Origin of the sequence: Paenibacillus sp. OAE614 (assembly GCF_040546645.1) — a bacterium.
GTDB classification, from domain to species: Bacteria; Bacillota; Bacilli; order Paenibacillales; family Paenibacillaceae; genus Paenibacillus_AQ; species Paenibacillus_AQ favisporus.
This window is the reverse complement of the sequence record NZ_JBEPOD010000001.1, coordinates 1429310-1456030: the sequence shown is the minus strand read 5'-3', so window position 1 is coordinate 1456030 and position 26721 is coordinate 1429310. Positions and strand designations below refer to the sequence as shown.

23 protein-coding genes and 1 pseudogene are annotated in these 26721 nt (G+C 52.1%); 9 read left to right on the top strand and 15 right to left on the bottom strand.

Annotated features, from left to right (window positions below):
• Positions 1–119: 119 nt before the first annotated feature.
• The 3 genes from ABIE48_RS07085 to ABIE48_RS07075 form a co-directional block, all read right to left on the bottom strand.
• Positions 120–2921 (bottom strand): glycoside hydrolase family 2 TIM barrel-domain containing protein, encoded by a 2802-nt coding sequence (locus ABIE48_RS07085; protein WP_192714947.1) that lies wholly within the window; start codon positions 2919–2921, stop codon positions 120–122.
• A 206-nt stretch (positions 2922–3127) separates the two neighbouring features.
• Complete coding sequence (locus tag ABIE48_RS07080; RefSeq protein ID WP_192714948.1) at positions 3128–4063, bottom strand: NAD(P)-dependent oxidoreductase; 936 nt, start codon at positions 4061–4063, stop codon at positions 3128–3130.
• A gap of 112 nt (positions 4064–4175) precedes the next feature.
• On the bottom strand, positions 4176–4541 hold the full coding sequence (locus tag ABIE48_RS07075; RefSeq protein ID WP_145022661.1) for a MerR family transcriptional regulator: 366 nt from the start codon (positions 4539–4541) through the stop codon (positions 4176–4178).
• A gap of 197 nt (positions 4542–4738) precedes the next feature.
• Here ABIE48_RS07075 and ABIE48_RS07070 point away from each other — a divergent pair, with 197 nt between their 5' ends.
• The 4 genes from ABIE48_RS07070 (at position 4739) to ABIE48_RS07055 (ending at position 8899) form a co-directional block, all read left to right on the top strand.
• Positions 4739–6085 carry a cytochrome ubiquinol oxidase subunit I gene (locus ABIE48_RS07070; RefSeq protein WP_145022664.1) on the top strand — a complete coding sequence of 449 codons (1347 nt, stop codon included), beginning with the start codon at positions 4739–4741 and terminating at the stop codon, positions 6083–6085.
• Complete coding sequence (locus tag ABIE48_RS07065; protein ID WP_192714949.1) at positions 6082–7104, top strand: cytochrome d ubiquinol oxidase subunit II; 1023 nt, start codon at positions 6082–6084, stop codon at positions 7102–7104. Before ABIE48_RS07070 ends, ABIE48_RS07065 begins: the two co-directional genes overlap by 4 nt.
• 204 nt (positions 7105–7308) lie before the next feature.
• On the top strand, positions 7309–7926 hold the full coding sequence (locus tag ABIE48_RS07060; RefSeq protein ID WP_192714950.1) for a hypothetical protein: 618 nt from the start codon (positions 7309–7311) through the stop codon (positions 7924–7926).
• A 268-nt stretch (positions 7927–8194) separates the two neighbouring features.
• Positions 8195–8899: a DUF421 domain-containing protein gene (locus ABIE48_RS07055; RefSeq protein ID WP_145022673.1), complete on the top strand. Its 705-nt coding sequence runs from the start codon at positions 8195–8197 to the stop codon at positions 8897–8899.
• Between the two features lie 205 nt (positions 8900–9104).
• On the opposite strand, the gene ABIE48_RS07050 is transcribed toward ABIE48_RS07055, so the two are convergent.
• The 7 genes and pseudogenes from ABIE48_RS07050 to ABIE48_RS07020 form a co-directional block, all read right to left on the bottom strand.
• On the bottom strand, positions 9105–9704 hold the full coding sequence (locus ABIE48_RS07050; protein WP_145022676.1) for a short chain dehydrogenase: 600 nt from the start codon (positions 9702–9704) through the stop codon (positions 9105–9107).
• A 225-nt stretch (positions 9705–9929) separates the two neighbouring features.
• A pseudogene (locus ABIE48_RS07045) lies at positions 9930–10061 on the bottom strand (N-acetylmannosamine-6-phosphate 2-epimerase); the annotation flags it as partial.
• A gap of 1 nt (position 10062) precedes the next feature.
• On the bottom strand, positions 10063–11016 hold the full coding sequence (locus ABIE48_RS07040; protein WP_145022682.1) for a D-2-hydroxyacid dehydrogenase family protein: 954 nt from the start codon (positions 11014–11016) through the stop codon (positions 10063–10065).
• A 122-nt stretch (positions 11017–11138) separates the two neighbouring features.
• On the bottom strand, positions 11139–11549 hold the full coding sequence (locus ABIE48_RS07035; protein ID WP_145022685.1) for a Rieske (2Fe-2S) protein: 411 nt from the start codon (positions 11547–11549) through the stop codon (positions 11139–11141).
• Between the two features lie 28 nt (positions 11550–11577).
• A complete protein-coding gene (locus tag ABIE48_RS07030) occupies positions 11578–12666 on the bottom strand; it encodes an amidohydrolase family protein (protein WP_145022688.1) in 1089 nt (362 codons plus the stop codon).
• Positions 12667–12843: 177 nt separating this feature from the next.
• Positions 12844–13173, bottom strand: coding sequence for a hypothetical protein (locus ABIE48_RS07025; protein WP_192714951.1), 330 nt, complete (start codon positions 13171–13173; stop codon positions 12844–12846).
• Positions 13174–13292: 119 nt separating this feature from the next.
• Positions 13293–14075 (bottom strand): class I SAM-dependent methyltransferase, encoded by a 783-nt coding sequence (locus ABIE48_RS07020; RefSeq protein WP_192714952.1) that lies wholly within the window; start codon positions 14073–14075, stop codon positions 13293–13295.
• A 227-nt stretch (positions 14076–14302) separates the two neighbouring features.
• On the opposite strand from ABIE48_RS07020, the gene ABIE48_RS07015 reads away from it, so the two are divergent.
• The gene (locus ABIE48_RS07015; protein WP_192714953.1) at positions 14303–14968 is read left to right on the top strand and encodes an NAD(P)H-dependent oxidoreductase; all 666 of its coding nucleotides are present in this window, start codon (positions 14303–14305) and stop codon (positions 14966–14968) included.
• 68 nt (positions 14969–15036) lie between these two features.
• Positions 15037–15900: an RNA polymerase sigma factor SigJ gene (gene sigJ / locus ABIE48_RS07010; protein ID WP_145022698.1), complete on the top strand. Its 864-nt coding sequence runs from the start codon at positions 15037–15039 to the stop codon at positions 15898–15900.
• An 88-nt stretch (positions 15901–15988) separates the two neighbouring features.
• Here the strand turns inward: sigJ and ABIE48_RS07005 are convergent, their stop codons facing one another.
• Positions 15989–16456, bottom strand: coding sequence for a DinB family protein (locus ABIE48_RS07005; RefSeq protein ID WP_192714954.1), 468 nt, complete (start codon positions 16454–16456; stop codon positions 15989–15991).
• A gap of 317 nt (positions 16457–16773) precedes the next feature.
• The gene (locus ABIE48_RS07000; protein ID WP_145022703.1) at positions 16774–17046 is read right to left on the bottom strand and encodes a hypothetical protein; all 273 of its coding nucleotides are present in this window, start codon (positions 17044–17046) and stop codon (positions 16774–16776) included.
• A 336-nt stretch (positions 17047–17382) separates the two neighbouring features.
• Between ABIE48_RS07000 and ABIE48_RS06995 the strand changes: the two genes are divergently transcribed.
• From ABIE48_RS06995 to ABIE48_RS06985, 3 genes are all read left to right on the top strand, one after another.
• Positions 17383–20037, top strand: a complete 2655-nt coding sequence (locus tag ABIE48_RS06995) for a DUF4855 domain-containing protein (RefSeq protein WP_192714955.1) — start codon at positions 17383–17385, stop codon at positions 20035–20037.
• A gap of 230 nt (positions 20038–20267) precedes the next feature.
• On the top strand, positions 20268–21317 hold the full coding sequence (locus tag ABIE48_RS06990; protein WP_192714956.1) for a flavin-containing monooxygenase: 1050 nt from the start codon (positions 20268–20270) through the stop codon (positions 21315–21317).
• 188 nt (positions 21318–21505) lie between these two features.
• On the top strand, positions 21506–21982 hold the full coding sequence (locus ABIE48_RS06985) for a MarR family transcriptional regulator (RefSeq protein ID WP_192714957.1): 477 nt from the start codon (positions 21506–21508) through the stop codon (positions 21980–21982).
• 120 nt (positions 21983–22102) lie between these two features.
• Here ABIE48_RS06985 and ABIE48_RS06980 read toward each other — a convergent pair whose 3' ends face one another.
• The 3 genes from ABIE48_RS06980 to ABIE48_RS06970 form a co-directional block, all read right to left on the bottom strand.
• Positions 22103–23002 carry a carbohydrate ABC transporter permease gene (locus ABIE48_RS06980; protein ID WP_192714958.1) on the bottom strand — a complete coding sequence of 300 codons (900 nt, stop codon included), beginning with the start codon at positions 23000–23002 and terminating at the stop codon, positions 22103–22105.
• Positions 23003–23021: 19 nt separating this feature from the next.
• Positions 23022–24935 (bottom strand): DUF5711 family protein, encoded by a 1914-nt coding sequence (locus tag ABIE48_RS06975; RefSeq protein ID WP_192714959.1) that lies wholly within the window; start codon positions 24933–24935, stop codon positions 23022–23024.
• Positions 24936–25044: 109 nt separating this feature from the next.
• Positions 25045–26715 carry an ABC transporter substrate-binding protein gene (locus ABIE48_RS06970; protein WP_354518588.1) on the bottom strand — a complete coding sequence of 557 codons (1671 nt, stop codon included), beginning with the start codon at positions 26713–26715 and terminating at the stop codon, positions 25045–25047.
• Positions 26716–26721 lie beyond the last annotated feature (6 nt).

The window sequence follows — 26721 nt, the reverse complement described above, 5'->3', positions numbered from 1 at the left end:
CTCTCATCATAGGGCAAATTACGGGGAGCTGCAACGTCAGCGGCAGCTTTGCTCAACCAAACGTCCCCGTGTTTTCAGCATCGTCCGGTTTGGATGGAGCCATTCTGAAGATCGTGAGCTTATAGGATAGCCTGAAGCTCGGAAGGCGCAAGCTCAACCTGCGGATCAAAATCTTCCGATCGTACGTATTCGATCAGGCTGTGCAGGAACTGCTTGCCCTCCGGCGTACCGGTCACTGCTTCCGTATTCAGCGGACAGACAAGGAGCCTGCCGGCGCCGACCCGGCACTCGAACAAGAGGCCCAGCTTATGGTTGCGCTCAAAATTGTCGATCGTCTGTACGATCGGCGACAAAGCTTGGGACAGATCGTCCAGAATGAGCGGACGCGAGTGGGTCGCGATGCTCCACCAAGGATACGTCGAATGCGATGCGCTTGGAAAATGCCGCAGTGCCGGATGCAAGTGATCGATCAGCAGTCCCATCGTACCGACAGGCACAGGCTTGTTCATGCTCTCCGATATCGACCGGAACATCGGGTAACACCAGAAATCCGTGCAGTACGTGCCGTCTACGGCGGAATCCAGCCGGGCCGGGTCCGGCGTAAGCAGCAGAGACTCTCCCTGCGCAAGACGCGCCAGGACGCCTGGGTCCAGTGCGGTTACCCACTGCTCGGCTGATTCATCGACAGTCACTCCCGACGGGTAGAGCCAGAGCGGGTAGGTTTTACGGATATCCGTCCCGGTGATGGCGAGTGACAAGGTGACCTGTGTCATACCTGCAGGTTCCGGAACCACAAAGGAGATATCCCCGAAATCGACGTAGTTGTCGTCATTCGATACTTCTGCAGCCAGCGTTCCTTCGGCCAGGATTGTCCCGCCTTCTGTAACGTTCCAGACCACCTCAGCCGCGTTTAGCGGTATGCCGCGGAAATAAGCCAGTTCGACATGCGCGTCGAAACGCTCGCCGGCTGTAAAATGATACTTGTCAAAACGCGCCAGCAGCACGGCGTCGGAGCAGAACGTCCGCCACTCCTCCGGAGTCACCAAGCCTTTGCTGTCCATAAAAGCATCCAGCACACCCACAAGTGCCGTCCCTTGGCCGCTGAAATCCTGAAGATCCAACAGCTGAAACCCTGCCAGCCGGCGGGAACGGAAAGCAGCTTCCAGCTCCTCCTTATAGCAGTCTACCGCCAGCTGCCCAGAGTTCCAAAAGTAAGCTTCCGCCAAATGGCCGAGCCCCTTATCCTCGAGCCGTTTCCGGAACGTTTCGAAATTGCGGGCTTTGAGGGGACCCGTGTATTTTTCGATCTCGCCAAAATTCGGGAAGGTGGCATACTGTCCGATCTCGTGCGAAACGACAGGAATGCGGGGGATCAATTGTTCCTCTACGGCCGACGCCTGCACGGTCTTCGTACCTGTGCCGTACTGGATCTGGATGCTGTTCCCAGATCCTTCCTCCGGACCTTTACCGAAGACGGACGGCTGGATCTGCTCGTCATAATCTTTCCGGGTGCTTGGCATGTCCGTTTGCACATGGCCCTGCGGCGCGTCACACATGGCGTAGGAGCCGCGGAAGAGACGATCCCGCGAGAAGCGGACGCCGCAGAAAAAATCCTCCTCCGGGAGAATATCCGGCACGAACTGGAAGTTGTTCGATCCTTGCGTATACAAGGGGCGGTCATCGAACGCTTTGTAATTGGCCAGGATCTCACTGAGGCGCGACTTGCTCCCCCACAGCTCGTTCCCGAGCGACATCATGACAAAAGACGGATGATTGCCGAAGCTCTCCAGCATGGAGAACCCTTCCTGAATCAGGTATTCCTGTTCGGCGGCGTTATGATTCGGATCGGATTCGTCGGTGACGGTTCCCCAGAACGGCAGCTCCGGCTCCATATAGATCCCCAACAGATCGGCCGCGGTAAAAGCGGCTTCCGGCGGACAGCAGGTATGGAAGCGGTAATGGTTGATGCCGTACGATTTGGCAATGGTAAGCACCCGCAGCCATTCGTCAACGGTTGTCGGCGCATAGCCTGTCAGCGGGAAAATGAGGCCGTCATGCTTCCCTCGCAAAAAGGTCCGGACCCCGTTAATGGTAAACTTATCGCCGTCAGCCTGGAATGCCCGCAGTCCGAATACGATTTCGGTCACGTCCAGCAGCGTCCCCACCTCGTCCTCCAGACGAAGGTTCAGCTTATACAGGTAGGGATCGAACTCGCTCCACAGTCTGGCGTCTTCACCGAGCGGGTATGTGATAACGACCTCGCGATCATCGGAAAGGCTGAACGTTTGCGCCTCCGGCCGATGCTCGGAATCGCCGTTGAATCCGGATGCTGACACGACCAGCTTGTCTGCGGAGATGCCCACGCGGCGCGCCTTGACGGTGACCGACCGGTTTGCCGCGTCCGGATAGACCTGGACATTTTGCAGGTAACGCTGGCCCGCAAATTGCAGCTCGATCCGTCCGGTGATGCCGTTCCAGTTCGTCTGCGTATCCGGGGATGTGAGATGACCGCCTTTGGTCGGATAGTTCGTGTTGTCGACGCGAATGAGCATCGTATGCGTTCCTGCCGTCAGTCCTCCGGAGATCTCATACACATGGGGGGTGCTCAGACTGTTACGGCTGCCCAATTCCTCACCGTCGATCCACACGGTTGTTACACGCGTACGCTCCAGGTAAAGGAAGCAGGGTAACCCCACGAGTGATGCGTCCACTTCAAACGTCCGTGAAAACCAGGCATAGCCTTCAAAACGATACTCATCCGTCAGCGAGCCGATCTCTGCGGCTTCGTTCCGCTCCCCTTTTCGGGCATGGGATGTCGTGCCAGGGAGCGCCATCGTATCGGTGAACGGCGTTTGCATTCCGGACTTCTCCCCATCCAGTTGGAGTTCCCAAATTCCGGCTAGATTTAATGTAGTAAGCAAATGATAACCTCCTTGAGATCGTTACGCTGTATGCAGCGTTATATGTAAGACAGACTATCGTTTTCCGGCTCTTGCAGAGTCACCGAAAACGTATTCTGAAAAATTGAATAAAGTATACCCCTAGACCTTGACGAAGGTCAATCGGCTTCTCAGATACAGTACAAAAAGCCTGAACTCCAAATGGAGTCAGGCTTCGGCATTGCGGGTCATGTGTTCCGCACTTTGGCTGCTCTGAACGTTTCAATCAGGCTGGTAAAGCTGTTCCCGGCATATCCTTGGTCCATTCCCCGCCTGAAAATCTGGAGAACGGCAGCCGGTAAATCAGCATCGATTCCCGCATCTTCGGCTGTATGCACGACATGCTGGACGCTCGCCACGCCCATGGCCAGTCTGTCCACATCGCCGGGATGCAGCCCTTCGTCAAGGCGAGGCGTGTAGAACGCGATAAAGCCCGGCAGCGACGACAGGGTCGCTGAAGCATACGGCAGAAGCTGTTCCGCCGAAATGCCGTTTGCCTCAGCCAGCGCAAGCGCATGTAAATAGCTGAGCATGGATGTCCAGAACATGTCCATTTGGATCTGGTAATACACCATGGAAAGTCCGGGATCCTCTCCCCTGTAATCGGTGCCGGTCAACACCTCCAGCGTCTCCTTATAAGCGTCAAACGCCTCCCTTGGCCCGCTGTAATACGTGTAGGATCCGGATTGGCCGATCCCTGAAGGAGGAACCTGCACGCCGCCTGTGACGAGACGGGCACCGCGGTTCGCTAGCCACTCCGCCGCCTTACGGGCGTTCGCTGGCGTGTCCGAGCTCAGGTTGACGATCGTTTTGCCAGCCAATTGCTCTGAGGCCGGTTCGAAAATAGTGTACATAACGTCGTAATCGGTGAGGCTGAGTATCGTGAGCTCATTCGCATCCAAAGCGCAGCCCACCGTCTCGGCCCGGACAGCGCCTTGCATGACGAGCTCTTCCACCTTGCCGGGGGTCCGGTTCCACAAGGTCACTGCGTAGCCGCGGTCAAGCAACACGCGACCCATCGCCTGCCCCATTGGGCCCAGTCCGATGAGGGTGACTGATTTGGAATGGCCGGCTGCATACGAGTCGCCAGCATGACGGTTGTCTTTTGGAAAGTCTGTATTCATAGCTAAAGCTCCCTTCATCACGAGATTAAGCCCATCATAAAGGTTTCCACTAGTGTCAATGTCAACATAAAAAAAACCGGAGCATGCTTCCGCCGCTCCAGTGATGCCATGGCTATACAATGTTCTTTTTTCCGTTGGTAAAGGCGATTTGCCTTTCCAGTAATGCTTTCAGCCCGTGCAAGGCTTCGATCTGCTCATTTACCTGCTGCAGCTTTCCCTCATATGTGGCCAGCATCTCCTCGCAATATTCATAACCGTCAGGATCGGCCACTTCCGTTCTGAATAACGCTTTGATCTCTTCAACGGTCAATCCCAGCTTCAAGTACAGCTGGATCGCCTTGACCCGCCCGACGGCCGATTCAGGGAAATCCCGGTAATCGTTATCCAGTCTGTCGGCGATTAGAAGACCTTGATTTTCGTAATGACGGATCGAGCGGGCACTGACATGGGTTAATTGCGACAATTCGCTGATTTTCACTCCGGGTCGCCCCTTTCCTGATCATTTTATCTACATTATACATTCAGGATTGTTACAGCCACAATCCATTGTCCCCGCCCGCTTACTGTCTGTTCCGGCCGCTTTACGCTCCTGGCGTTATTTATCTGAACAGGAATACTTTGGATGGCCTTGGTTCACAATAAGATGCGACTTTACGCTCAGAACGGAGGCTTCTTATGGATAACGTTATGCTGGCACGGTCACTGTTCGGATCGTCCATGGCGTTTCATATCATCTTTGCGACACTCGGGGTAGGCATCCCCTTCATGATCGTGATCGCGGAAATTTTGTACCAGGTGAAAAAGGACAAGGACTACGCCACGCTCGCCAAACGCTGGACCAAAGGCCTCGCCATTCTCCTTGGCGTCGCCATTCCGTCAGGAACCCTGGTCGGCGTGATGCTGTCCCTCTTGTGGCCCGGCTTTATGGAAATTGTCGGCCAAGTGATCGCGCTTCCCTTCCAGATTGAGATCTGGGCCTTTTTCCTCGAGGCGCTGTTCATGTCCATCTACGTCTACGCGGCGGATCGGCTTCCGCCAACCCTGCGGATTCTGAGTGTCATCTTCGTTGCGATCGGATCCAGCATGTCCGCTGTGCTCATTACCGACGCCCACGCCTGGATGAATACGCCCAGCGGCTTCCGGATGGAAAACGGCCGGGTGTTTGACGTTCATCCATGGGCGGCCGTGTTCAACCCGAGCCTGCCGACGACGGCCATGCATGTCCTGCTCTCGGCCTATATGACCGGGGCGTTTGCGGTCGCTTCGGTAGCCGCCTATAAGCTGCTAAAGCGCGGATCGTCGGAACGCGAGCGGTCCTATCACCAGAAGAGCCTGTTCCTTGGGCTGCTCATCGGCGGGATCATTTCGCTCATGACGGCGCTTAGCGGCCACGAAACCGCGCAAATGCTGCATGAGCATCAGCCCGAGAAGCTGGCGGCCGCCGAGGGACTCTTTGAGACCCAAGCCTATGCTCCGCTCGCGATCGGCGGTGTCACTGATAAAGAAACCCGCAGTATTAAAGGCGCCATCGAAATTCCGTGGGCGCTCAGCTTTCTGGCGGGCAACCGGTTCGACACGGTGGTGAAGGGTCTGAACGATTTTCCGGAGGATCAGTGGCCGCCGCTGATCATTCATACGCTGTTCAACGTCATGGTCGGGATCGGCACGCTGCTGATCCTCGCATCGGCTTTTACCGTCGGCCTGCGACTGCTGACCAAGCGTCCCTATCCGAGGTGGCTGCTGTCCGCCCTGCTGCTGGCCGGCCCGCTGTCCATGATCGGCATTGAAACGGGCTGGGTGTTCAGCTGTACGGGGCGTCAGCCGTGGACGATCTACCATATGCAGACGACGGCGTCGGCCGCGACGAAGGCGCAGCATCTCGGTTCGCTGTTTGTCCTTTTCCTTGGCCTGTATGTTTTTCTGCTCATCGTCACGGCCGTGGTGATGTACTACTATTTCAAACGGCATCCGGTCACCTTCGACGGGGTGGAGGGCGTAAACGGAGAGGGGAGAAGCCTATGAGCGACACGCAGCTTGCGATCACCATTCTCTGGTGCTTTATTTTCATCTATTCCATCGCCGGTTCCATTGACTTCGGCGCCGGCTTCTGGTCCATGGTGTTCAGCAGACGGAATCCGCATGCGGCCGACATCGCGAATCGCTTCCTGTCCCCTTCCTGGGAAGTCACCAACGTCTTCCTCGTCCTGCTCGTGGTCGCGCTGGTCGGCTTTTTTCCCCGGGCCGCTTATGTCCTGGGCACGCTCCTGCTCGTGCCGGTGAGCCTGGTGCTCGTCCTGCTGCTGTTTCGGAGCGCGTTCATCGTCTATTCGTACTCTGTCCAGAAGCATGAACTGGCGCTTCGGATCGTGTCCGGCGTCACCGGACTGCTGATCCCCGGTCTGCTCGTCAGCGTGCTGCCGATTTCGCTTGGCGGATTTATTCACATGAGCCAGGGGTTTCCCCAGCTCGAGTTCGGGAAGCTGCTGACCAGCGCCACGCTGTACGCCCACGTCGGCTTCGGCATTCTGACCGAGCTGTTCCTGTCCGCCTTGTTCCTGTCCGACTATGGCCGGGAAGCCGGCGACGAACAGGTCTCGCAGCACTACCGCTCGATCGCGGTCGTTCTGGGGCCGCTGGCGCTGGCGATGGCCGTCCTGGCGACGTTTACGATGGTTCCGGAAGCGTTATGGATCGTGGCCCGTATGCAGGAGCAGTCGATGTGGTTCTTGCTGTCGGTCGTCGCTTTTGCCATCGGGTACGGTGCGCTGTGGATCCGCCGGAAAAACGGCAGAAAAGGCTGGCTGCGCCTGTCCGTCGTCGCCGTGATTCTGCAGTTTGCCTTGGCGAGCTACGCCTACGGGAGAGCCCATATGCCCTACATCGTCCACCCCGACCTGACCGTGGAGGCCGGTTTTACGAACCACTCGATGTTCGTGTCGCTGCTCTGGGGATACGGCTTCGGCACCGTCATTCTGCTGCCGGCGTTTATTTTGTTCTGGTGGTTATTCCTGAAGGACAAGCGGTATTTGCGGACAAAATAATACGGCCTGCAGAAGCTGACTGGCGCCCATTGCCGGTCGGCTTCATTTGCATGGCATACTGCCGAAACATTGCGGCGTTTGAGCATAGGGAAATTGATGACAACTGTCACATCAAAGTCATGACAACCGTGAATACCGGGGGTTTCGGTCCGTTTGATATGATGAATCCAGTGAAGATCATATCCATTCGGAGGAGTTAACATTATGAAAAAACCATCTGGCACCATCCATAGTTCCGCCATACGCGGAACGGCAAGCGGCGTTTTTTTTATGGCCTTATTCGGTACGCTGTGGGCGTATACCGGCATCATGGGATTGCAGGAGTTAGCAGCTCCTTTGTGGTTAGCCGCAGCTGTCGCCATTGGGGCTGTGCTGTTCATCGGAGGTGCCTCGCTGATCCGCGGGTCGCGGAAGTTCAAGGATCAAAGCGCAGTAGCTGATGCCAGGCCCGGCAAACGGATCGCCATCCGTTTCAATATCGTCTTTGCGGCAGAGGGTGCCGCAATCGCCATTGCGGTTGCCGTCTGCAATGCCGCCGGCCGCACGGCGTTGATCCCCATCGTCACCGCTCTGATTGTCGGAATTCACTTTTTTCCGCTGGCCTCATTGTTCCGGGTCAAGTTTTACCATCTAACCGGGGCGTTACTGTGTCTGCTCGCGCTCGCAACACTGGTGTTCCTGCCTGTGGAGGCCAGCTTTGGCGCGGCTCACATCAATGCTTATATGTCCGTTGTCGGCCTTGGGTCCGCCCTGATTCTGTGGGGCACCGGCACTGTCATATGGTTCATGGGAAAAAGATTGCTGACAGTAAGCAAACTGTAACATCTGTCTTTCATTCCGCCACTCGCCGCATTAGAAAACGTCGATCAACGAATCTTTAAGGAAAGCAGGCTGCACTTAGCGGAAGCTTTCCTTGCGATATCGGAAATCCAAGTCTCAGATCCACATACTTATCTTTAATCCAGGAACCGGCCAAATGCCGGTTCTTTTGTGTTACCGTCCTGCTTGAAACGTCGATAGTAAATATCGGGCGCAATATGGGCATACATAGAATGTATTCCAAAATAGAAACCGCTGCGAGGTTAATGATATGCCGGAAATTCATTTAGGGCCCGTAACCCTCAAACTAATCGTCGGATTTTTTTTATTGTTCGTGATCGTGAGATTTGCCGGAAGAAAAATCATCAAACAAATTACGCCCTTCACCTTCATCGCCTCCATCGTGTTTGGAGAGCTGCTCGGAAACGCCTTGTATGAACCGAAAGTCGGGCTGTCTTATATCATCTATTCCATTTGCCTGTGGGGCGTGCTGCTTGTCATTATCGAATACCTGGGGCAAAAATCGCTGTTTTTCCGGGGGATATTTGAGGGCAAGCCTTCTGCATTGATCAAAAACGGCGTCCTGGATCTTCAGGCGCTGAAGAAAAACCGGATGAACATAAACCAGCTGCAAAGCTTGCTCCGCCAGAGCGAAACCTTCTCGATTCGGGAGGTCGCCTTCTGCTATTTGGAGGCCGACGGCTCCCTCAGCATTTTAAAAAAATCCAAGTATCAGAAAACGACCGGGGAGGACTTGAATCTACCGGACAAACCGGTATACGTTCCCGTAACGATCATCCGCGACGGGAAGGTGTTATGGGACGAAATTAAGGATCTCGGATTTGACGAAACCTGGTTGAGAGCACAGCTGGAACCGTATCACATAACCGATTATAAAGACGTTCTGATCGCCGAATGGCAGGAAGGGGACGGTATTTACGTCCAGACATATGACAAAGACGCTAGCGGCAGGTAGGACCTGGGGTTCCATCATTCGATTTACCAACCTTCGGATCCTGTAGAGGATAGCAGAACGAGGAACTGGATAAAAAGAGCCAGTCGCTGGATATCCTCCAACCACTGGCTCTGCATATCTGCCAAAGCTCTTGTTCGCTGACAGCTACATTCGTTAAACAAGCTTCGACTTTACGGATAACAACATTCGCTTCGGTCGTCTTACTTCAATAGACCGTATAAGTTTGTCCGGTCTGGGCACCTTCCACACTTTTCCGGAACGCTAAGGCAGCTCTTCTTGCAGGTATAGGCTCAAAGCCCGGGAAATAAGGACCATAGGTATCCATGGACTCCTCCAGTACGTTCGGGCTGACATTGTTGATCCGGATTCCTCTTGGCATTTCAATGGCTGCCGACTGTACAAAGGCTTTGATTGCGCCGCCCGCCATCGCGGATGAGATTCCGCCCACAATGGGACTGTCCATAATAATACCGGTAGTCAGGGTAAAGCTTCCTTGATCATTTACATGATCCAACCCCAGCAGCACAAGGTTGATTTGTCCTTTCAGCTTCCCTAAGACCGCGATTTCATTTTGTTCCGGTGTTAATTCCTGCAGCGGACCGAAGTAAGCTTGTCCAGCAGTGCATATCACCGCATCGACCTTGCCGACGGCATCATACATGGCGATAATGCTATCAGGTACCGACATATCGACGGTGACGTCAGCCCCTTTGCGTCCGGCCGTAATGATCTCATGGCTCTGCTCCAATTCACGGCGAACCGCCGTTCCAAGCGTACCCGTTGCGCCGACGATCAATATTTTCATGTTCGAACCCTCCTGTGCCAGCTATTATTCGGCAATCTGATTGAACAAACACTTGAATTCTAACACATCAGGCGAAATCCCACCAATCCTCGCTGCACTGATTTGGTTTGGCGTATCTGAATATGCTGCTCCAAAAAATGCCCTCATATTAAAATAAAAAACCCGGATCCATCAGAGATACTGACGAATCAGGGATTTAAAACAATCACAAAATCCATTAAAAAATCATCTCACCGATGCCTGTACGAATCGGGACGTAATTTCCTTCGGCCTTGTAATGGCAGCTCCTACGACGGCGGCGTATGCGCCAAGCTTGAGACAGCGGCTGAACACGTCCGGCGTGATGACGTTGCTTTCGTTACCCAATCACATTCACGGGCGAGCCTTTCAAGTACGCATCGATCGCCTCGACGATGCCGCGGAAGTAGGCGCGATAGGTCGCTTCGGTCACGTAACCGATATGCGGCGTGGCCAGCACGTTCGGCATCCTCCGGAGCGGGTCGTCCGCAGGCAGCGGCTCCTGCTCAAATACGTCCAGGCCGGCACCCGCGATCTTACCGCTGCGCAAGGCTTCGATCAAAGCCTCGCGGTCAACGATCGGTGCCCGCGAGGTGTTGATGAGGTAGGCGGACGGACGCATGAGTCCAAGCTCCCGCGCGCCGATCAACCCTCTCGTGCGATCACTGAGCACGACATGGATGGAGACGAAATCGCTGCTCTCCAGCAGCTCGTCCTTCGACGATGCGAGCTTCACCCCCGCGGCGGCGGCTTTGTCGGCGGTCAAGTTCTGGCTCCAGGCCATAACCTCCATGCCGAACGCCTGCCCGATGCGAGCGACGTTGCTTCCGATATGGCCGAGGCCGAGCAGTCCTAACCGCTTGCCGATCAGGTCTACGCCGATCGTGCTCTGCCAGGCTCCGCCGCTGCGCAGCGCTTCGTTCTCCTGTACCAGCCTTCTTGCGAGCCCGAGAATGAGCGCCCAGGTCAGCTCCGTCGTCCCCTCGCCGCCTCCTCGCGTCCCGCATACGACGACGCCTCGTTCCGCAGCCGCGGCCAGATCGACCGAGGCGTTGCGCATGCCCGTCGTGACCAGCAGCTTCAGGCGCGGCAGACGCCGGAACAGCGATTCCCGGAACGGCGTCCGCTCCCTCATAATGACGACGATCTCGCAATCTTCGATCGCGGCGGCCAGCTCCTCCTCGTCATCGAAATGATGATCGAATACACGGAGCTCGACGCGCTCCGCGATGGCCGACCAGTCCGTCATCGATAAGGCAACCCGTTGATAATCGTCCAGAATTGCGCATTTCATACCCGTTATTTCCCCTTCCCGAGCGAATATATGAACCCATCATCGCATACGGCGAAATGTTTGCCAAGCATCCAAAATGACCCGCCGCTTCGAATGACACCTTCAGCCCGGGTTCGTCCCCGTTAAATATAGACGACGATCTTCGCGTCCTCCACTTTGACCTCATAAGTTTCAACGGAAGGGCTCTCTTCCTCGATATTCTCCTCTTCGACCTCCACCTTGTAAGTCTTCACCAGACATTTATGCGGATCAAAGATCGACTTGCCGTTCGTAATGTCAAACTCCCAGCCGTGCCATGGACACCGCAAAATCTCGCCGTCCCTTCCATACAAATACTGTCCCGGCTCGGACGGCAGGGTCATCCCGGTCACCCGGCCCATGCATAGCGGTGCGCCTTGATGCGGGCAGGCATTTTTCAGCGCAAAATAGCTACCGTTTACGTTGAACACGCCGACGGAACGGCCTTCGACCGTCACGATCTTGTTCTTGCCCGGAGGCAGTTCCACCGCTGCCCCGATCACATGTCTTCCCATCTTTCACGCTTCCTCCCAGCCGAATAGGTTATAAGTTATACAGTTCGCGGGCATTTTCGAAGAAAATCCGCCGGTGCATCTCTTCAGGCAGCCTCGGAAAGGTTTGCGTAGGCGAATCGAAATCCCAGTGCGGATAATCGCTCGCAAACATCAGAATGTGCTTCGCGTCCATCATCTCCAGCATCTGCAGCAGCTCGCGGTCATCATCGGGCCGCTCCAGCGGTTGGGAGGAGAGCCGGACGTGATCCCGCAGGTAGTCGCTCGGGCGGCGTTTCATCCACGGCACCTCGTACCGCAGCGCCTTATACTCCGCGTTGAGGCGCCACATCAATCCGGGCAGCCAAGCGACGCCGCCCTCGGTCAAGACGATTTTGAAATTCGGGAAGCGTTCGAACACGCCTTCTGTGAGGAAGCTGACAAGATGGGCCTGGAAGCCCAGGGAAAGACAGGTATGCCATTCGATATAATGCGTGGGGTAACCGGGAGAAGGCTGGATGTTGATGCCCATGCCGTCCGTACCCGGGTGGATGGCGAAGGGGAGGCCGTGGCGTTCGCATGCCTCGTAGATGGGGTAGTACTGCCGCTGTCCGAAAGGGGCCCTAGCACCGGAATCGGTCATGACCTGGACGAAATGCGGATGTCCGGCCCATCGCTCGATTTCCCGCGCGGCGGCCTGCGGATCCTGATGGTTGACCGTAATCGATCCTTTGAACACGCCGTCATGGTTGTACTTGCCGAGCCAGGTGTCGGCCAGCCAATCGTTGAATGCGGCAGCGATTGCGGTTCCGAAATCAGGGTCGGGCTGCAAATTGCAGAAGGCGCGCGGCAGCAAAATCGCATACGCATGGCCATATTTGTCGATGAGCTGCTCCCGCAGAAAATCGGGGTCGGAACCGGTCGGGCCGCCCCCTGGTGGCGTCGCGTCCAGACGTGCGCCGTGAACCGGATTGCCGAAGAAACCACGCGTGCTTCCGTGATAGCGATCTTTCCACGGCTGGGACATATAAGACCGGATTTCGTCCGTGTTTCTGGGGGACGGATGAACGTCGCAATCGATAATGCCGTAGGTCCGGCCACCCCTCGTTTTCTTCGTTTCGGTTTGTACCTGCTGCTCCATTACTTCCTCAACCTCCTTAACGTAGTCGGCTCTCTGCAAGCGCATACACAAACAAGCGGCAATTCCGCCGGCCTCTTTGCATGACCCTTCCGTGCTGCGGCGTATTCTTCTAAAACCAATTAACGCTGCGTTGTCAGCGGTAATAATGATCCAATTCATTTTATGTGCGCTATTACATCATTTATCCGTCTTTTCGCCATTTCCTGCCTGACGACCTACATTTTTATCATTCCCGGCGTTCTTCATTGCTGCTGCGTCATAACCTGTTAGATGTAATTGATTGATCTTTCTAATGACAACCGCGGTACAAACGGATATGACGCTTGCTAAGTACAAAAGGGCGTAAGCAATCGCCGCATAATAGGTCAGTTCTGCATCAATATCAGAGCTTGTAAGAAGTAAAATAACGATCAATCCTACAACAAACACTGCAACTCCCAGAAGAACATTTTGAACGACTCCTTTCAGATCAACAACCTCCTCGAATCTCTGTCTTAAGTTCAGCATCAGTATTTCGGCCGTCACCGGGTTCCCAATTCAAGTGGGACGCAGACGTGACGGCCCGACCAATCAATTTATCAATAGGCTGCATGTTGACAGCTACACGGTTGCGGCTCCCCGTCTGCTTACTCCACCCGGACAGCCTGAATATAGACGGATTCTCCGGAAAAGCTGGAAAGCCTGCCGTTTTCATCAGAACATATCGAGAAAAACCGGCGTACATCTTCTGCAGACTGAAGCATCTTGTTCTCTAGAGCCTCTCTCTCCGCTTGCGGAAGCCCCGCCCGCTCGCACCAATCCTGAAACCGGAACGGTTTCGGGAAGCAGACGGCCATCTCGATACGGAAGCCGGTGCATTCGAGCAAATGAATCCACTCCGATTTCTTCCATGCCCGGACATGGCTCGGGTCCCGTAACTTTTCGATATCATTATAAAATTGATCCAAAGGGTCCTGCTCGGGAGCTACGTTGTCTATGAAGAGCAGTTTCCCTCCAGGTTTGGCAACCCGCAGAGCCTCAGCGGCAAACGCCGGAACATCTGTGAAATGATGCGCAGCGATTCGGCAGGTCACCAGATCGAAGGATTCATCTTCAAAAGGCAGCTGCTCCGCGTCTCCCGTTATGTAGCTAACGTTCGTGTGTCCATTTCCGCCGATAAAGCGTTCTGCTGCCGCCAGCATATCACGGGTTAAATCACAGGCCGTTACATGCCGAACCAGCGGGGCAAGCGCATTGGCTACATGTCCTCCCCCGGTTGCGATATCGAGCACATTCATATTCGCGTTGGCTTTGGCGCATGACACGAGCCAGGCCAGATCCTCGCCTTTGGCATGAATTGCACTCGTCACGTACTTATCCGCATTCCGGGAAAACTGCTGCTTTACCTGGTTTTTCCTCGACTCATCCATCATAGACTCTCCCCCTTAAATCATCATCAGCTTCCGAATTGAATTGTCCACGGTCGTCGTCCGTTTGTTTCATAGGATGAAACAACATATCACTTGTTGATACAAGATTAAATTTAACACAGTACTTCCGCATTGTAAATGAACCAAGAGTCGCGTTTGAGCGGCGGTCACAAATGCCAGCCTTACCTCGTTATATGTGTAAACCCACGAAAGAAGGTTGATCCCATATGATCACAGCGGAGAATAAAAAAGAAGAAATTTTAAAGGCTTTTCAATTCAGACATGCTTGCCATGTATTTGATAGCAGCCAAAAAATCCCGGTTGAAGACTTTCGCTTTATTTTGGAGGCAGGGAGATTGTCTCCGAGTTCGGTTGGCCTTGAGCCTTGGAAGTTTGTCGTGATTCAGAATGCGGCGCTCCGCGAAAAGTTAAAACCTGTCACGGGCGGTGCCCTGGGACAACTGCCTACGGCGAGCCATTTTGTTGTGATTTTGGCCAGACAAGGCTTAAGGCATGATTCGGCTCATGTCATTAAAATGCTGAAAGACATCCAGCATATGCCTGAAGAAGTGGTGCAGCGGGTTTCCGGGTTCTATAAAACCTTCATCGAAACGGAGCTCGAAAATAATGACCGTCTCCTGTTTGAATGGGCATGCAAACAAACGTATATCGCACTGGCCAACATGATGACAGCCGCGGCTCAAATCGGCATTGATTCCAGTCCCATCGAAGGTTTTGATAAAAAGCAGGTGACCTCTATTTTACAAAACGAGGGTATTATCGGTGACGGCGATTTCGGCGTGTCCTGTATGGTTGCTTTCGGATACCGGCAAGAGGACCCCAAACGTCCAAAAGCAAGGCAGCGCCTCGATGAGATCGTCGAGTGGCGGTAAGGGTTGTGTAAAAGCCCTAACTCCTTTAAGGTGAAAATAGAAAATCAGCTGCGGAAGGAGCAAGTCGGATGCAGGATCTTTACAAGCAGTACAAGAAGCTGTTATTCAAGCTTGCTTATCAATTGACAGGTTCGGTTTCCGATGCGGAAGACGCCGTGCAGGATGTTTTTGTGAAGGTACATGATATCCCACGGGAACGTTTAACACAGCCCAAGGCTTTTTTGTGCAAAATGGTCACGAACCACTGTAAAGATATGATGAAATCAGCACGAAAACAAAGGGAGGAATACTATGGAGAATGGCTTCCCGAGCCCTTTCTCATGTTAAACGACGATTCAACCGAAGCATTGGAAAGGGATGATCTCCTCTCTTATGGAATGCTTGTTCTGCTGGAAAACCTGACGACCTCCGAGCGTGCCGTGTTCATCCTACGCGAAGCGCTGGGCTTCAATTACAACGAGATCGCCGAGCTTATGGAAAAAAGCGAAGTGAGCTGCCGGAAACTGTTCAGCCGTGCGAGCGCCAAGATGGGACGGATCTCCGATGAGCCCGTTCAGATCCACCCTGAGAGCCAGCAGTGGGTTCATGGATTTATGGGAGCCCTCAAGAAAGGGAACATGGATCAGCTTTTATCGCTGCTGGACCAAGATGTCGTGCTGGTTGCCGACGGTGGCGGCAAAGTGGTTGCAACGGTCCATCCGGTTGTCTCCCGTGAACGGGTCGGGCGTTACCTTCTCGGCGGCATGCGCAAAGCAGCCATGTTTGGAGAAGGAACTACTGTCGAAATGGGGCAAGTCAATGGAGAAGCTGCCATACTGCTGCGTTCGGAAGACAGCGCGGTCAATGGAGTGCTGCTCTTTCACTTCGAAGATGGGAAGATCCACAACATCTATATTGTTCGAAACCCCGACAAGCTGGGGCATATTTTCTAGCGTACGAACTGGAGCACCGGTCATCCCAAAAAAAGTCATAGCCACAATCTGTGGTTATGACTTTTTCGTTTGAGTGAGAACGGGAGGGTTACTGTCCCTGCTGCCGCACAAATGTAATATAATCCACGTTGACCGGCTCCATGCCGGCTGTGCGCAGCTTCATGTTGATTTGCCCCCTGTGATACTGGCCATGCAGCGCAAGATGAGTCAAAATGTCTTGAACGGATGTCCGATACGACCTCCCGTACTGGTTGCTGTAGGTAATCACATCGTCCAGACGTTCGTCGGTTAGCTCGGCGAGATATGCGCTGAAGGCTTCCCGCATCTCTTGCGCGAGACGTTTACAGTCATCCAAACTGTCATTTGGCCAAAGCGGCAGGTGGTTGCTGTCCTGTCCCTGCAGCCGGGTGAACCACACCTGCTCCGCACGCAGGGTATGACTTAGCAGCCGGATCGCTTCGGCTTCGGATTCCCCATCCCCGCCAGCTTCCAGCGCATCCAGTATGCGCTTGTCGGCCCAATACAGCTGTTCGAACATGCTGCGAATCGTTTTCATTTCCTTAAACGCCCCCTCCATACCATAATTTCCTTTTTTAAAATTCGGTTATTTGAGGAGTTCGCCAGCCTGGACCCATTTCCTTCTATGCTCAGTTCGCATGACATAGCGATGATTATCTTAATACATCCGCATAATTTGGCGGAAAGTGATCTTTGTCAGGACCTTTTAAATGCTGGGTCCCAGTGACCTTCACCTATGATTCTTTATCGATTATTCTCTATAGCTAAAAAGCCGTTTATTTATTCGGGCCGGACGACAAGTGAACATCAAAAAACTCCAAGCTAGACAGCTTGGAGTTCCCTACGCTTAAAATACTATTGGCGAGGTACACAGATCGTTAATCTGCCTGAGGTTGTTCCTGAAGAAAAGACAATGTTGACACAACGTCTCCCGTCTTGAGCCGTAAAGAACGAGATGGAAGACGGTCTGGGGAGTCCTAGAATATTGCGGACGGCTTGTGCATTCCGCGTACGTACGGCCGCTCTGAATGCATCCGTGTTTAAAGAAATGTTTTGGGAATACAACACATAGGCATCGGCAACGATCATCAAATCGTCCCCTTGCTTTACCCGTGGTTTTTTCGGCATGGATCTCACCTCCTCGAAATCTATGATGTATTCTATTCGTAAAAATGATAGATTTCTTGGATGCTAACATAACCAAAGCAAAATACACCGATACACAAAAAAGACAATGAAATCCCCCTCTCTCCAGCCTTATGAAAATATTGCGAACGCATCAAAAAATGTTGCTTGCCTTGCATACAAGGCCCCATTTACCATCAATCATGCGGAAGGGTGTCACCATGACTTACACCTATCAGATCGAATCGCAGTGAGGGGGTGACGGAAAGTTTGATTCGGAGAAAATGCTGACCAAAATTTGAAAGCGGTTTCTTAACTTGAGAAAAGGAGCTGATCTTGATGAGTTGGTATAAAAGATGGGCTGCGGTTGCCATGACTGCAGTCATGATGGTGTCGCTGGTTCCGGCGGCCCAAGCGAGCGAGCTGGTTCCGACGATGCAGGCAAAAGGGATTTCCCCGGCGGATGATCCCGCGTCGCCACCGGATGAGGAGCAGCCAAAGCTCCGTAATCTTGCCCTTGGACTTCCTTATGAATGGTCTGAAGCCCCGGATCCGTCACATCCTGATGCCGGGAATAAGCTTACAGATGGGAAATATGGACAATTAGATATGAATGACCCGGCCTGGGTAGGACATGTTCGGGGCAAAGCGCGCGAAGTCGTGTTCGATTTGGGTGAGGAGAAGTCGATCGGAAAAATAACCGCCCATTTTTTTCAGGATTACCCTGCCAACTCCATCCTCGTGCCTCTCACGGTATCGATGTATGTCTCGGACGATAAGGAGAATTGGGGCCTTCTCTCCCATAACGCGACTCAACTACTTTGGGGAGAAGGACCGCCCAGGCAGGAAATGTTTGCGTGGGACGGCAGCCGGGACGGAATCCAAGGCGGGAGTGCGGACGACAAGCTGGCTTATGCCCGCTATGTAAAAGTCATCTTCACGATGCATCCCACCCAATGGGAATACATTGACGAAATTGAAATTATGGGCACGGACGGAAAGATTGACGGAGCGGTAAAGGTTCCCGCTGAGCAGCCTCATTTTTTGGAGCCGGGCGACGCTACGGGCGGGATCCGGAATCTGAATCTGCTGTATAACGGACAGTATGCGGATGGTTTAGGGGACTGGACCAAGGAACGGATCATCCCGAACATCAGTTACGTGGATCAGAACGGGGAACCTGCCGACTGGCTTTTTGACGGTGTTTTATATCTCGGGCTTGCTTCCCCTGCCGGCCGGGATTTCGGTCTTGGGCAAACAAATCTGGGGGACTGGACCTGGTATTTGGACAAAACCTTTGCAGCTGCGGGAGATATGCAGCAGTTGAATGAGGCGACCAAGGAAGTCGGGGCCAAGCTGAACCAACCTGATTATAAAGAGAAGGTTGTGCTCATGATTCCGAATCCAGGGGAGTCTTTAAACGATTTTGGCGATGTGGACGGGTCAGGGGAATCGTTAAGCTTTAATGCCTCTGTCATCGGACAAGAGAAAGCCCTCGAAAACAGAAAAAAAGCGGTTCAGTGGTGGCTGGACCAGGTCCGGCAAAGATGGCAGGCCGCGAATTATTCCAATCTGGAGCTTGTCGGCATGTACTGGCTGGAAGAACAAATCAGCACAAGCGAAACGGGGCCCGGCTTGATTAAAGCCGTGAGCGATAAAGTCCATGACATGAATCTGAAATTTTTCTGGATCCCCCACTCTTTGGCTTATAAAAGCTATATGTGGAAAGACGTAGGATTTGATGCCGCGGCGCTTCAACCGAACTATTTCTTTGGCGGCATGGATCAAGACCGGCTGGAAGATGCCGCAAATACTGCAAAGCGGTACGGCATGTCGAACGAAGTCGAATTTGATGACCGTATGCTTCAGGACGGCGTATTCCGTGAGCGTTATATCGATTACTTGAACAGCGGCGCCGCAACCGGCTTGATGCAAAAGGGATTCAGAGCTTATTACCAGGGAAATAATGCGGTTTATAATTTGGCGGTGAGCAAAGATCCCGGCCTGCGTCTCATGTATGACTGGCTGTATCAATACTTGAACGGAACATACGCCGTTCATAACAGTACACCACCAGAAGCAAACGTATTTATCAACGGACAAAAGTTAAATGGCGATGTGGTGGTTCCCAATACTGAAACAGTTGCATTCACATGGGAAGTCCAAGACGATGACAGCGGTTTGACCAGGGTTACGGCCACTTTCGACGGTAAACCCTACGCCCCGGGAACGCCGATTGATCTGAAGGGAATGCCGGGTAAGCATCAATTGGCCATTACCGTGGCGGCTGCCAAATCCAAGACGACGGCTTACACGATCCGGGCGGCATCTACCGCTGACACCATGAAAGCTCATGTGAACCTCTTCGCCGAGCAAAAGCAGTTCACGACGCCCGGAGCTCCCCGCTCGTTGAACGCGCAGCTGGACCAGATGAAGCGTTTTGAAGGAAAGAATGCTGCGCAGTTTGATCAATTCCTCAAAAGTTTCAATGCAAAGCTGGATCAACTGTACGCGGATCGTATCGTTTCGGATACGGCTTATGCCTCGCTGAAAGAAGAGGTGTATGATCTTGCCGGTAACCTGGCGGAAAATAAAACCGCAACCGCCTCTTCCGTCGAAGGCTCCGTTTCGACCTTGGCGCCGAAATATGCCGTCGATGGGTTTTCATCGACAAGATGGGCGAGCAGCTACGTAAATGACAGCTGGTTTCAGGTCGACCTAGGCGAAGCCAAAACCTTCGATACGGTCCGAATCGAGTGGGAATTCGCCCGTGCCAAAACCTACAAAATTCTTGTCTCCGACGACCAGCAGAACTGGAGCAGCGTGATCCAGGACAATGATGGCATCATTACGGCCCATGAAGGCAAAGAAACGGTCCATTTTGCCCCCGTTACAGCCAGGTACGTTAAATTTCAGGGGATTGAAAGAGCCACCGATTATGGATATTCCTTTTATGAGTTTGGGATCTATAACCTCTCTCAGTCAAGGGAGTAAGAACTTTGGTACAAGATAAATCTCCTCTTTTCATCCATATAGTCCTTATGAGAAGAAGACTGCCGTTTAACCGGCAGTCTTCTTTCTTGCTTGCTCCGCATCGGTATAATCCCACCCTTTTCCATATATCTGGACTTGGCTTTAAGCGAAGATTCTAATCATTTCATTTACACATGATCATATGATCATGTATTATATAATTAACATTCATTTTACTGGGAGGAGTTTCAATGCTGGACGTTTTGATCGTTGGTACCGGACAGGCTGGTCTTGCAGCTGCCTACTTCTTAAAGCAAAAAGGAATACCATTTATGTTAATCGATAAAGCCAAAGCCTTAGGCGATACCTGGCGTAACAGATACGATTCCTTACAATTATTCACACCCAGGAATTACAGCCGTTTACCTGGTCTTGATTTGCCTGGGGATCCGAATGGTCTCCCTACAAAAGATGAGGTTGCCGCATACTTATCGGAATACGCTTTAACCTTTGATTTTCCGATTCAGTTGGATACGGAAGTCAAATCGTTAACCTCCATCCCAAGGGGATTTGAGGTGGAGACTAGCAGAGGAACGATTCAATCCAAAAATGTAATCGTGGCTACAGGTCCTTTTCATAAGCCGTATGTTCCAGCCATAGGCCAGTCCATTTCAAATGTTACAACTCAGCTTCATTCTTCCGCATACCGGAATCCCGGCCAGCTTACACCTGGAAGTGTGTTGGTCGTGGGAGCAGGGAATTCAGGTGCACAAATTGCAGTAGAACTGTCTAATGACTTTGATGTCTATTTATCCGCATCAAACCAGCTCCATTTTAAACCTCTGTACATATTGGGAAAGAGCATTTTTTGGTATTACGACAAATTGGGTTTCTTACAGGCCGGAAATCACACCAAACGCGGGAAATGGTTACGCCAACAACCTGAGCAAATCTATGGATACCAATTAAAACAACGATTAAAAGAAGGGAAAATCAAGCTATTCCCGAGGGCAGTCAGCGCGGAGTCACGTACTGTGTTTTTTGCGGACGATCAATATATTGAGGCTGACAATATCATTTGGGCAACCGGGTTCCGGCCGGATTTCTCCTGGATCCAAATCAATCATCTGTTTAATGAACATCAAGAAATTACCCAGTTCAATGGTATTTCTAATATCCCTGGCCTATATTTCATCGGTCTACCGTGGCTGTCCTGCAGAGGATCTGCTCTTTTGGGGTGGGTACAGCATGATGCCAGACGTATCGCCGAATACATAAATAACGATTTAAAGTCAATGTAGCTGTTCTCACCGGGACTTAACTGGGTTTAGCACTTCTTTTTTTCGCTCGTAAACAAAAGTCTGAAACCAGCTTCCCGTGTACCGGCCACCCTCGACGTGTCAACCTTGCCTAGAAGTATGCATAATTATTTCTCAGGAAACTATTTATGATATACTGAAAAAAATGAGTCGAGGAGCCAGCATGAACCATGGACACTGCAGATAAAAGCAAAGCCGCAATTCATGAATTTTTTATTCAGTTTCTTCAGCAAAAAGAAGAATACGAATCCCGAATATCCGCAACCTATCTCGAAGATATCCGGAAGCACATCGGTGCCGAATTCAGTTTGAACATGACAGAACTGCACACCATTGCGTGCATCGGGGAGCAGGAGCCGATCAATGTCACTTCCATCGCGGAAAAGATGAATTTGAGCAAAGGGAACACCTCCAAGATCGCGAGCAAATTACTTAAAGCCGGTTGGGTGCGGAAAGCCCAGCTCAATGATAACAAAAAGGAAGTGTACTTTCGGTTAACTCCTGCCGGCAAAAAGCTGTTTGCTGCGCATGATGAGCTCCATACGATGGAAAAGCAGAGAATGTACGAGTTTTTGGGAAGGTACAGCGATGCCGAGCTTGATTTGATCAAGCGCCTGTTTGCAGACATGGTTGACTTCTATCGCTGACACGTACCACCGGCAAACGAATCCCAATCAAAAAGCAACCGGTAGACGCCCGGCTGCTTTTTTTGTTGAAGTGAGCACAGCGCCGAGAGCGCTACTTTGATCAAACGATTCATTTCACACCTACATTTTCAAAGCCCCCTGCGTCATGCCCTGAATGTAATATTTCATGCCGAAAGAGAAAATCAAAATTAACGGAATCGAGGAAATGGCGTATGCCGAAAACCGAGTTCCCATATCGGTGATGCCGAACTGTTTCGTAAAGACGGTAAGGCCAACAGCAACCACCTGTAGACTGCTGTCCCTGATCGTAAGCAGCGGCCAAATGTAATCATTGTACACGCCAACGGCCTGCATAATGAACAAGGTGGCCAGGATCGGCAGCGACAGCGGGATGACGATTTGAAAAAATACGCGAATCTCCGATGCCCCATCGATCCGGGCCGCTTCAAACAGCTCGCTGGGGATGCCGGACATAAAACTTCTGCACAAGAAGGTTCCGAAGATTTGCCCGCCGGCTGCACCGGCAATAATGATCACCCAAGGTGTATTCGTTAGTCCCAGGTTATTATACAGGACGTACGAAGGAATCAGCGTAAGAACACCCGGAATCATCATCATGGCCAGCATCATCATAAACAGCAGTTCTTTTCCGGGAAAGCTTTTTTTGGCGAATATATATCCTGAAATGGAAGAGAGCAGAATGACACAAGCACTGGCTCCGACCGCATACAAGATGGAATTCACCATATATCGCCAAATACTGGTGAACGCATCGCCGTAATTATTCCATTTGGCCGGAGAAGGCAGCCCCCAGAAATTGCCGAGAATTTGCGCATTGCTTTTTAAGGAGCTGACGATCATGAACAGAATGGGCACCAGCATCAGAATGACCAGCACGCACAGCAGCACGATGATGGTGATCTGGGGGAAACTGAGATATTTGATGAGACCGCCTTCGTTTTTTCTGAGCTTTCTCACGGGGCTGACGCTTTCAGCGGCTGTATCCGTTTCGGTATACATCGATCCCTCTCCTCCTTCCTTAATCTTCTGTTTTAATAAGCTTCATGTTCACAACCGTAATGGCAAGGATCACCAGGAACATACTTACACCGAGCGCCGAGGCATACCCGAGATCGTTGAACTTGGTGGCGGCATAATACATCTGCAGAGCGGGTACGTAAGTCGAGTCCATGGGACCGCCGCCCGTAACGATCATGATGCCGTTAAAGTCCTGAATAATGCCTATGAGGGTTAAAATGATCAGAAACTTGAATTGACCGCCCAGCAGCGGCAAATGAATGGAACGGATAATCCGCCAAAGATTGGCCCCATCGATTTTTGCGGACTCGATCAGCTCGTTCGGAATGGACAGCAGACCTGCATAAAACACCAGCAGCTGCAGGATGCCAATAAACGGAAAACCGATAAAAATAATAGCCCACAAGGCGGTATTAGGGTCACCAAGCCAACCATGCGCCCAGGAACCAAGCCCGATCAGTTCTAAGACGTTATTGATCAGACCCACGTTAGGATCATACAGGTTTTGCCAAATCAACAGCAGTGCCACACCCGGAATTACCATCGATGCGGTAAATGCCGTCCGAAAGCCGTATTGCAGACGTTTGCTGCGTAAATGGAATATGAGTTCAGCGGTAATGAGTGCAGGGATAATCGCTTTGATCAAACCTGTGATGATCAGAATGACCAGGTTGCCCATCCCCTTAATGACATAAGGATCATGAATCATTCGTTCAAAATTGTCCAAGCCGACAAAGGTGGTCCTGCCCCCTGGCTGCCAGTCATATAAGGAATAGAACAAGCCCGAAAAAGCCGGGTAATAGAGAAAGACGAACACCAGAATAAAGGTCGGTGCCAAGCCCAGGTAAATATATTTGCTTTTCCATATCCGGCGGAAAATAACCAGCCGATTGCGCTTCTTCAAATAATTCATGTACAGCAGAATAAGGACGACCGCCAAGACACCGGCTGCAGCCCATAGCATAGCATTTAGGCGTGCCTTGCTCGCCGCTTTATCGATGACACTGCCTACATCGTACTTAAAAATCCTTCCGTCATTGGTGCCCGAATACAGCGTCTTGCCCTCCCGGTCAAATTGAACGCCCCTGCCTTCCCCAGTGATCTTTGACTCCCACAGCTGCTTTCCGCGCCCGTCGAAAATATAGTAGTTACCGGATAAATCCGAGACGCCGATCCGTTCCCCATCACTTGAGAAGGCGACATCGGTCACGATGTCCCGCGTGTTAATTGAACTGTTAACGCTCCCGTTCTGATCAAACAATTCCACCTTATTGGAAGCCGTACCTACAGCAGCCAGGCCATTCTCTGAAACGGCCACCGCCTGGATTTGATTATCCGCGCTGAATTTATACAGCAGGCTGCCATCCTTGTCCAGGAGATAGGCGAATTGGTCGCTTGTCGCCGCAACGATCCACTGTCCGCTGCCCGATACGCTCACTTCCTTCAACAGGGAGCCGATGGGGATGCTGCCTGTCTGTTCTCCACTGTTTTGATCCACAACGATGAGATCTTTGCTGCGCTGGGTAACGAGAACGATGGTGGACCCGTCCTGCGATGCTGCCAAGCTTTTGACCTGCCGCTTCAGATCCGAATCCCACAACTGACCTCCTGTCTCGTCATATGCATACAGATGCCTGTCATCCGATGAAACCAGAAAGGTGCCGTTACTCAGAAGCGCTACCCCTGTAACGACATTTCCGGCTCCAACCTCATGGATGGGATTGCCTTCGGAATCATAAAGAAATGCCTTCGCATTATGTCCCCCGACGGCCACACGGCTCCCATCCGCTGATACGGAGAGGGAGGTGATATTCCCCGCTCCTTCAATGGACCAATGGTCTTTGGCAAGTGCTGCGCCCGGGACAAGCCCTAGAAGCAGGATCAGTGCAAGAAATATCCATGGGGCTTTCCTCATGATGAACCTCCCTTTTTATCCGTCATCCTTACGAATTGCCTGCTTCCCTCGGGTAATCATACGGGGTCTGCACATGCACATGCATGTGCAGACCCGTGTGAAAAAGTGATTAACGCTGCGGCGGACGCCGCTCGGGGTGATCCAAGTCGGAGAGTTCTTTCTTAGCTTCTTTCATGGCAGGTTCCATATATTTATCGATATTCGCCTGCAGCTGCTCTAAATATTGATCCGTGGTCAGCTTACCGCTGAAGTACCGCTGTACGAGCCCTACCCAATCCTGCACGGACGGTTGGTAATCCCACATTCCCCGGGCCAGATTGTTCGCGGCGCTGGTGTAGCCTTCGGTATTTCCAATCGGCTTGAAATCGGCGAATGCCGCCGCCATCTCATCCGGGAGCGTAATGCCTTTAATGGCCGGTGCGCCTGAGAGGGAGGCATCGTCACTCTTCTGGATCGCATCCAAATATACGGCGTAACCTTCCGGACTCGTCAGGTACATCATGAAATCCACATTCAGCTCATTTTGCTTCGCATCTTTATTGACGAAACCATAGAATCCGATCGGAATCTGGATCGTTCGGGCCGGTGCCATCACCTCAGGTCCTTCCATGGAAGGCATGTTGAAGAATCCGTATTCGAAAGGCTTCACGCCGCCTGTGGCACCCGTTTTTTCCTCATCCGCGAAATCTTTAGGGAGCTGCCAGTAGGAGGCCGGCGTGCCTAACATTGTCGCCGCCTTTCCCGTCAGGAACAGATTGTAAGCCTGGTCCTCTTTCACTCCGAAAAATCCGTCAGGCACATAATCGAACAGTTTTTTCAGATTTTCCGAGTAAGCCTTCCACTGGGGATTGCCGGCGATTTTGAAGGGACCTTCTTTGTCTTTAACAGCTTTCCACAGCCGCATTTCGTTTTTGGTCACTTTACTGTTGGAATCGTTATACGGATCCGTCAGATCATATTTCCACTGCTCGTCGAGCTCTGGAACGTAAGTATAATCCTGTTCTTGGGACCGGATGATGTTAATATAATCGCGCATGTACTGATCGGCATAGATTCGCACCAGCCATCCCGCCTGGCCGCTCCACATCGATTTAGAGTCTCCGCCGAGCGCCAGCGGTGTATATCCGGCCTTTTTTATTTTATTGAAAGCGTCGATCATCTCGTTAAACGTTTTGGGAGCTTCGGTAATACCGACTTTCTGGAAAATCTCCTTGTTGTACCCCCATACGATCTGCACGGATTCAAAGTTCAGGTTGTACAAATGATCTTCGGCTCCAATGCCTTCGAGGTTAATGCCCATCGCCTTCAGATCCAGGGTGTCCTGCCAAGGCTGGTTCGTATAAGGATTGACCTTATCGAAATAAGGGTAAAAGTCCATAAATTTTTTACTGTTAACTAGGCCACCGACTTCGTTATTCGTAACCAGGTCAACATCCGGCACACCTGCTGCAAATTGAGCTGTCAGCCATTCCTTGTAGCCTTCCGCCGGCTTGTTGTCGACTTTGACCTTCACTCCCGGATTTTTCTTCATATACGCTTCGGCAACCGCATTCCATACTGACGCCGATGCATTCGGCAAGGAAATATTAATATTTCCTGTCAGCTGCGACGCGGCCGGATCCTTCCCTGCGTCTTCCTTACCCTGATCCTCACCCGTTGGATTGGATTCTGCGGTGCCTGGATTGTCTGGTGGTGTGGGAGCTGCTTTGGTGCATGCTGACAATAAAGCCAAAAGCATCACAATACTCAAGAGAACGATGAATCCCTTCCTTTTGTTCACATTGAT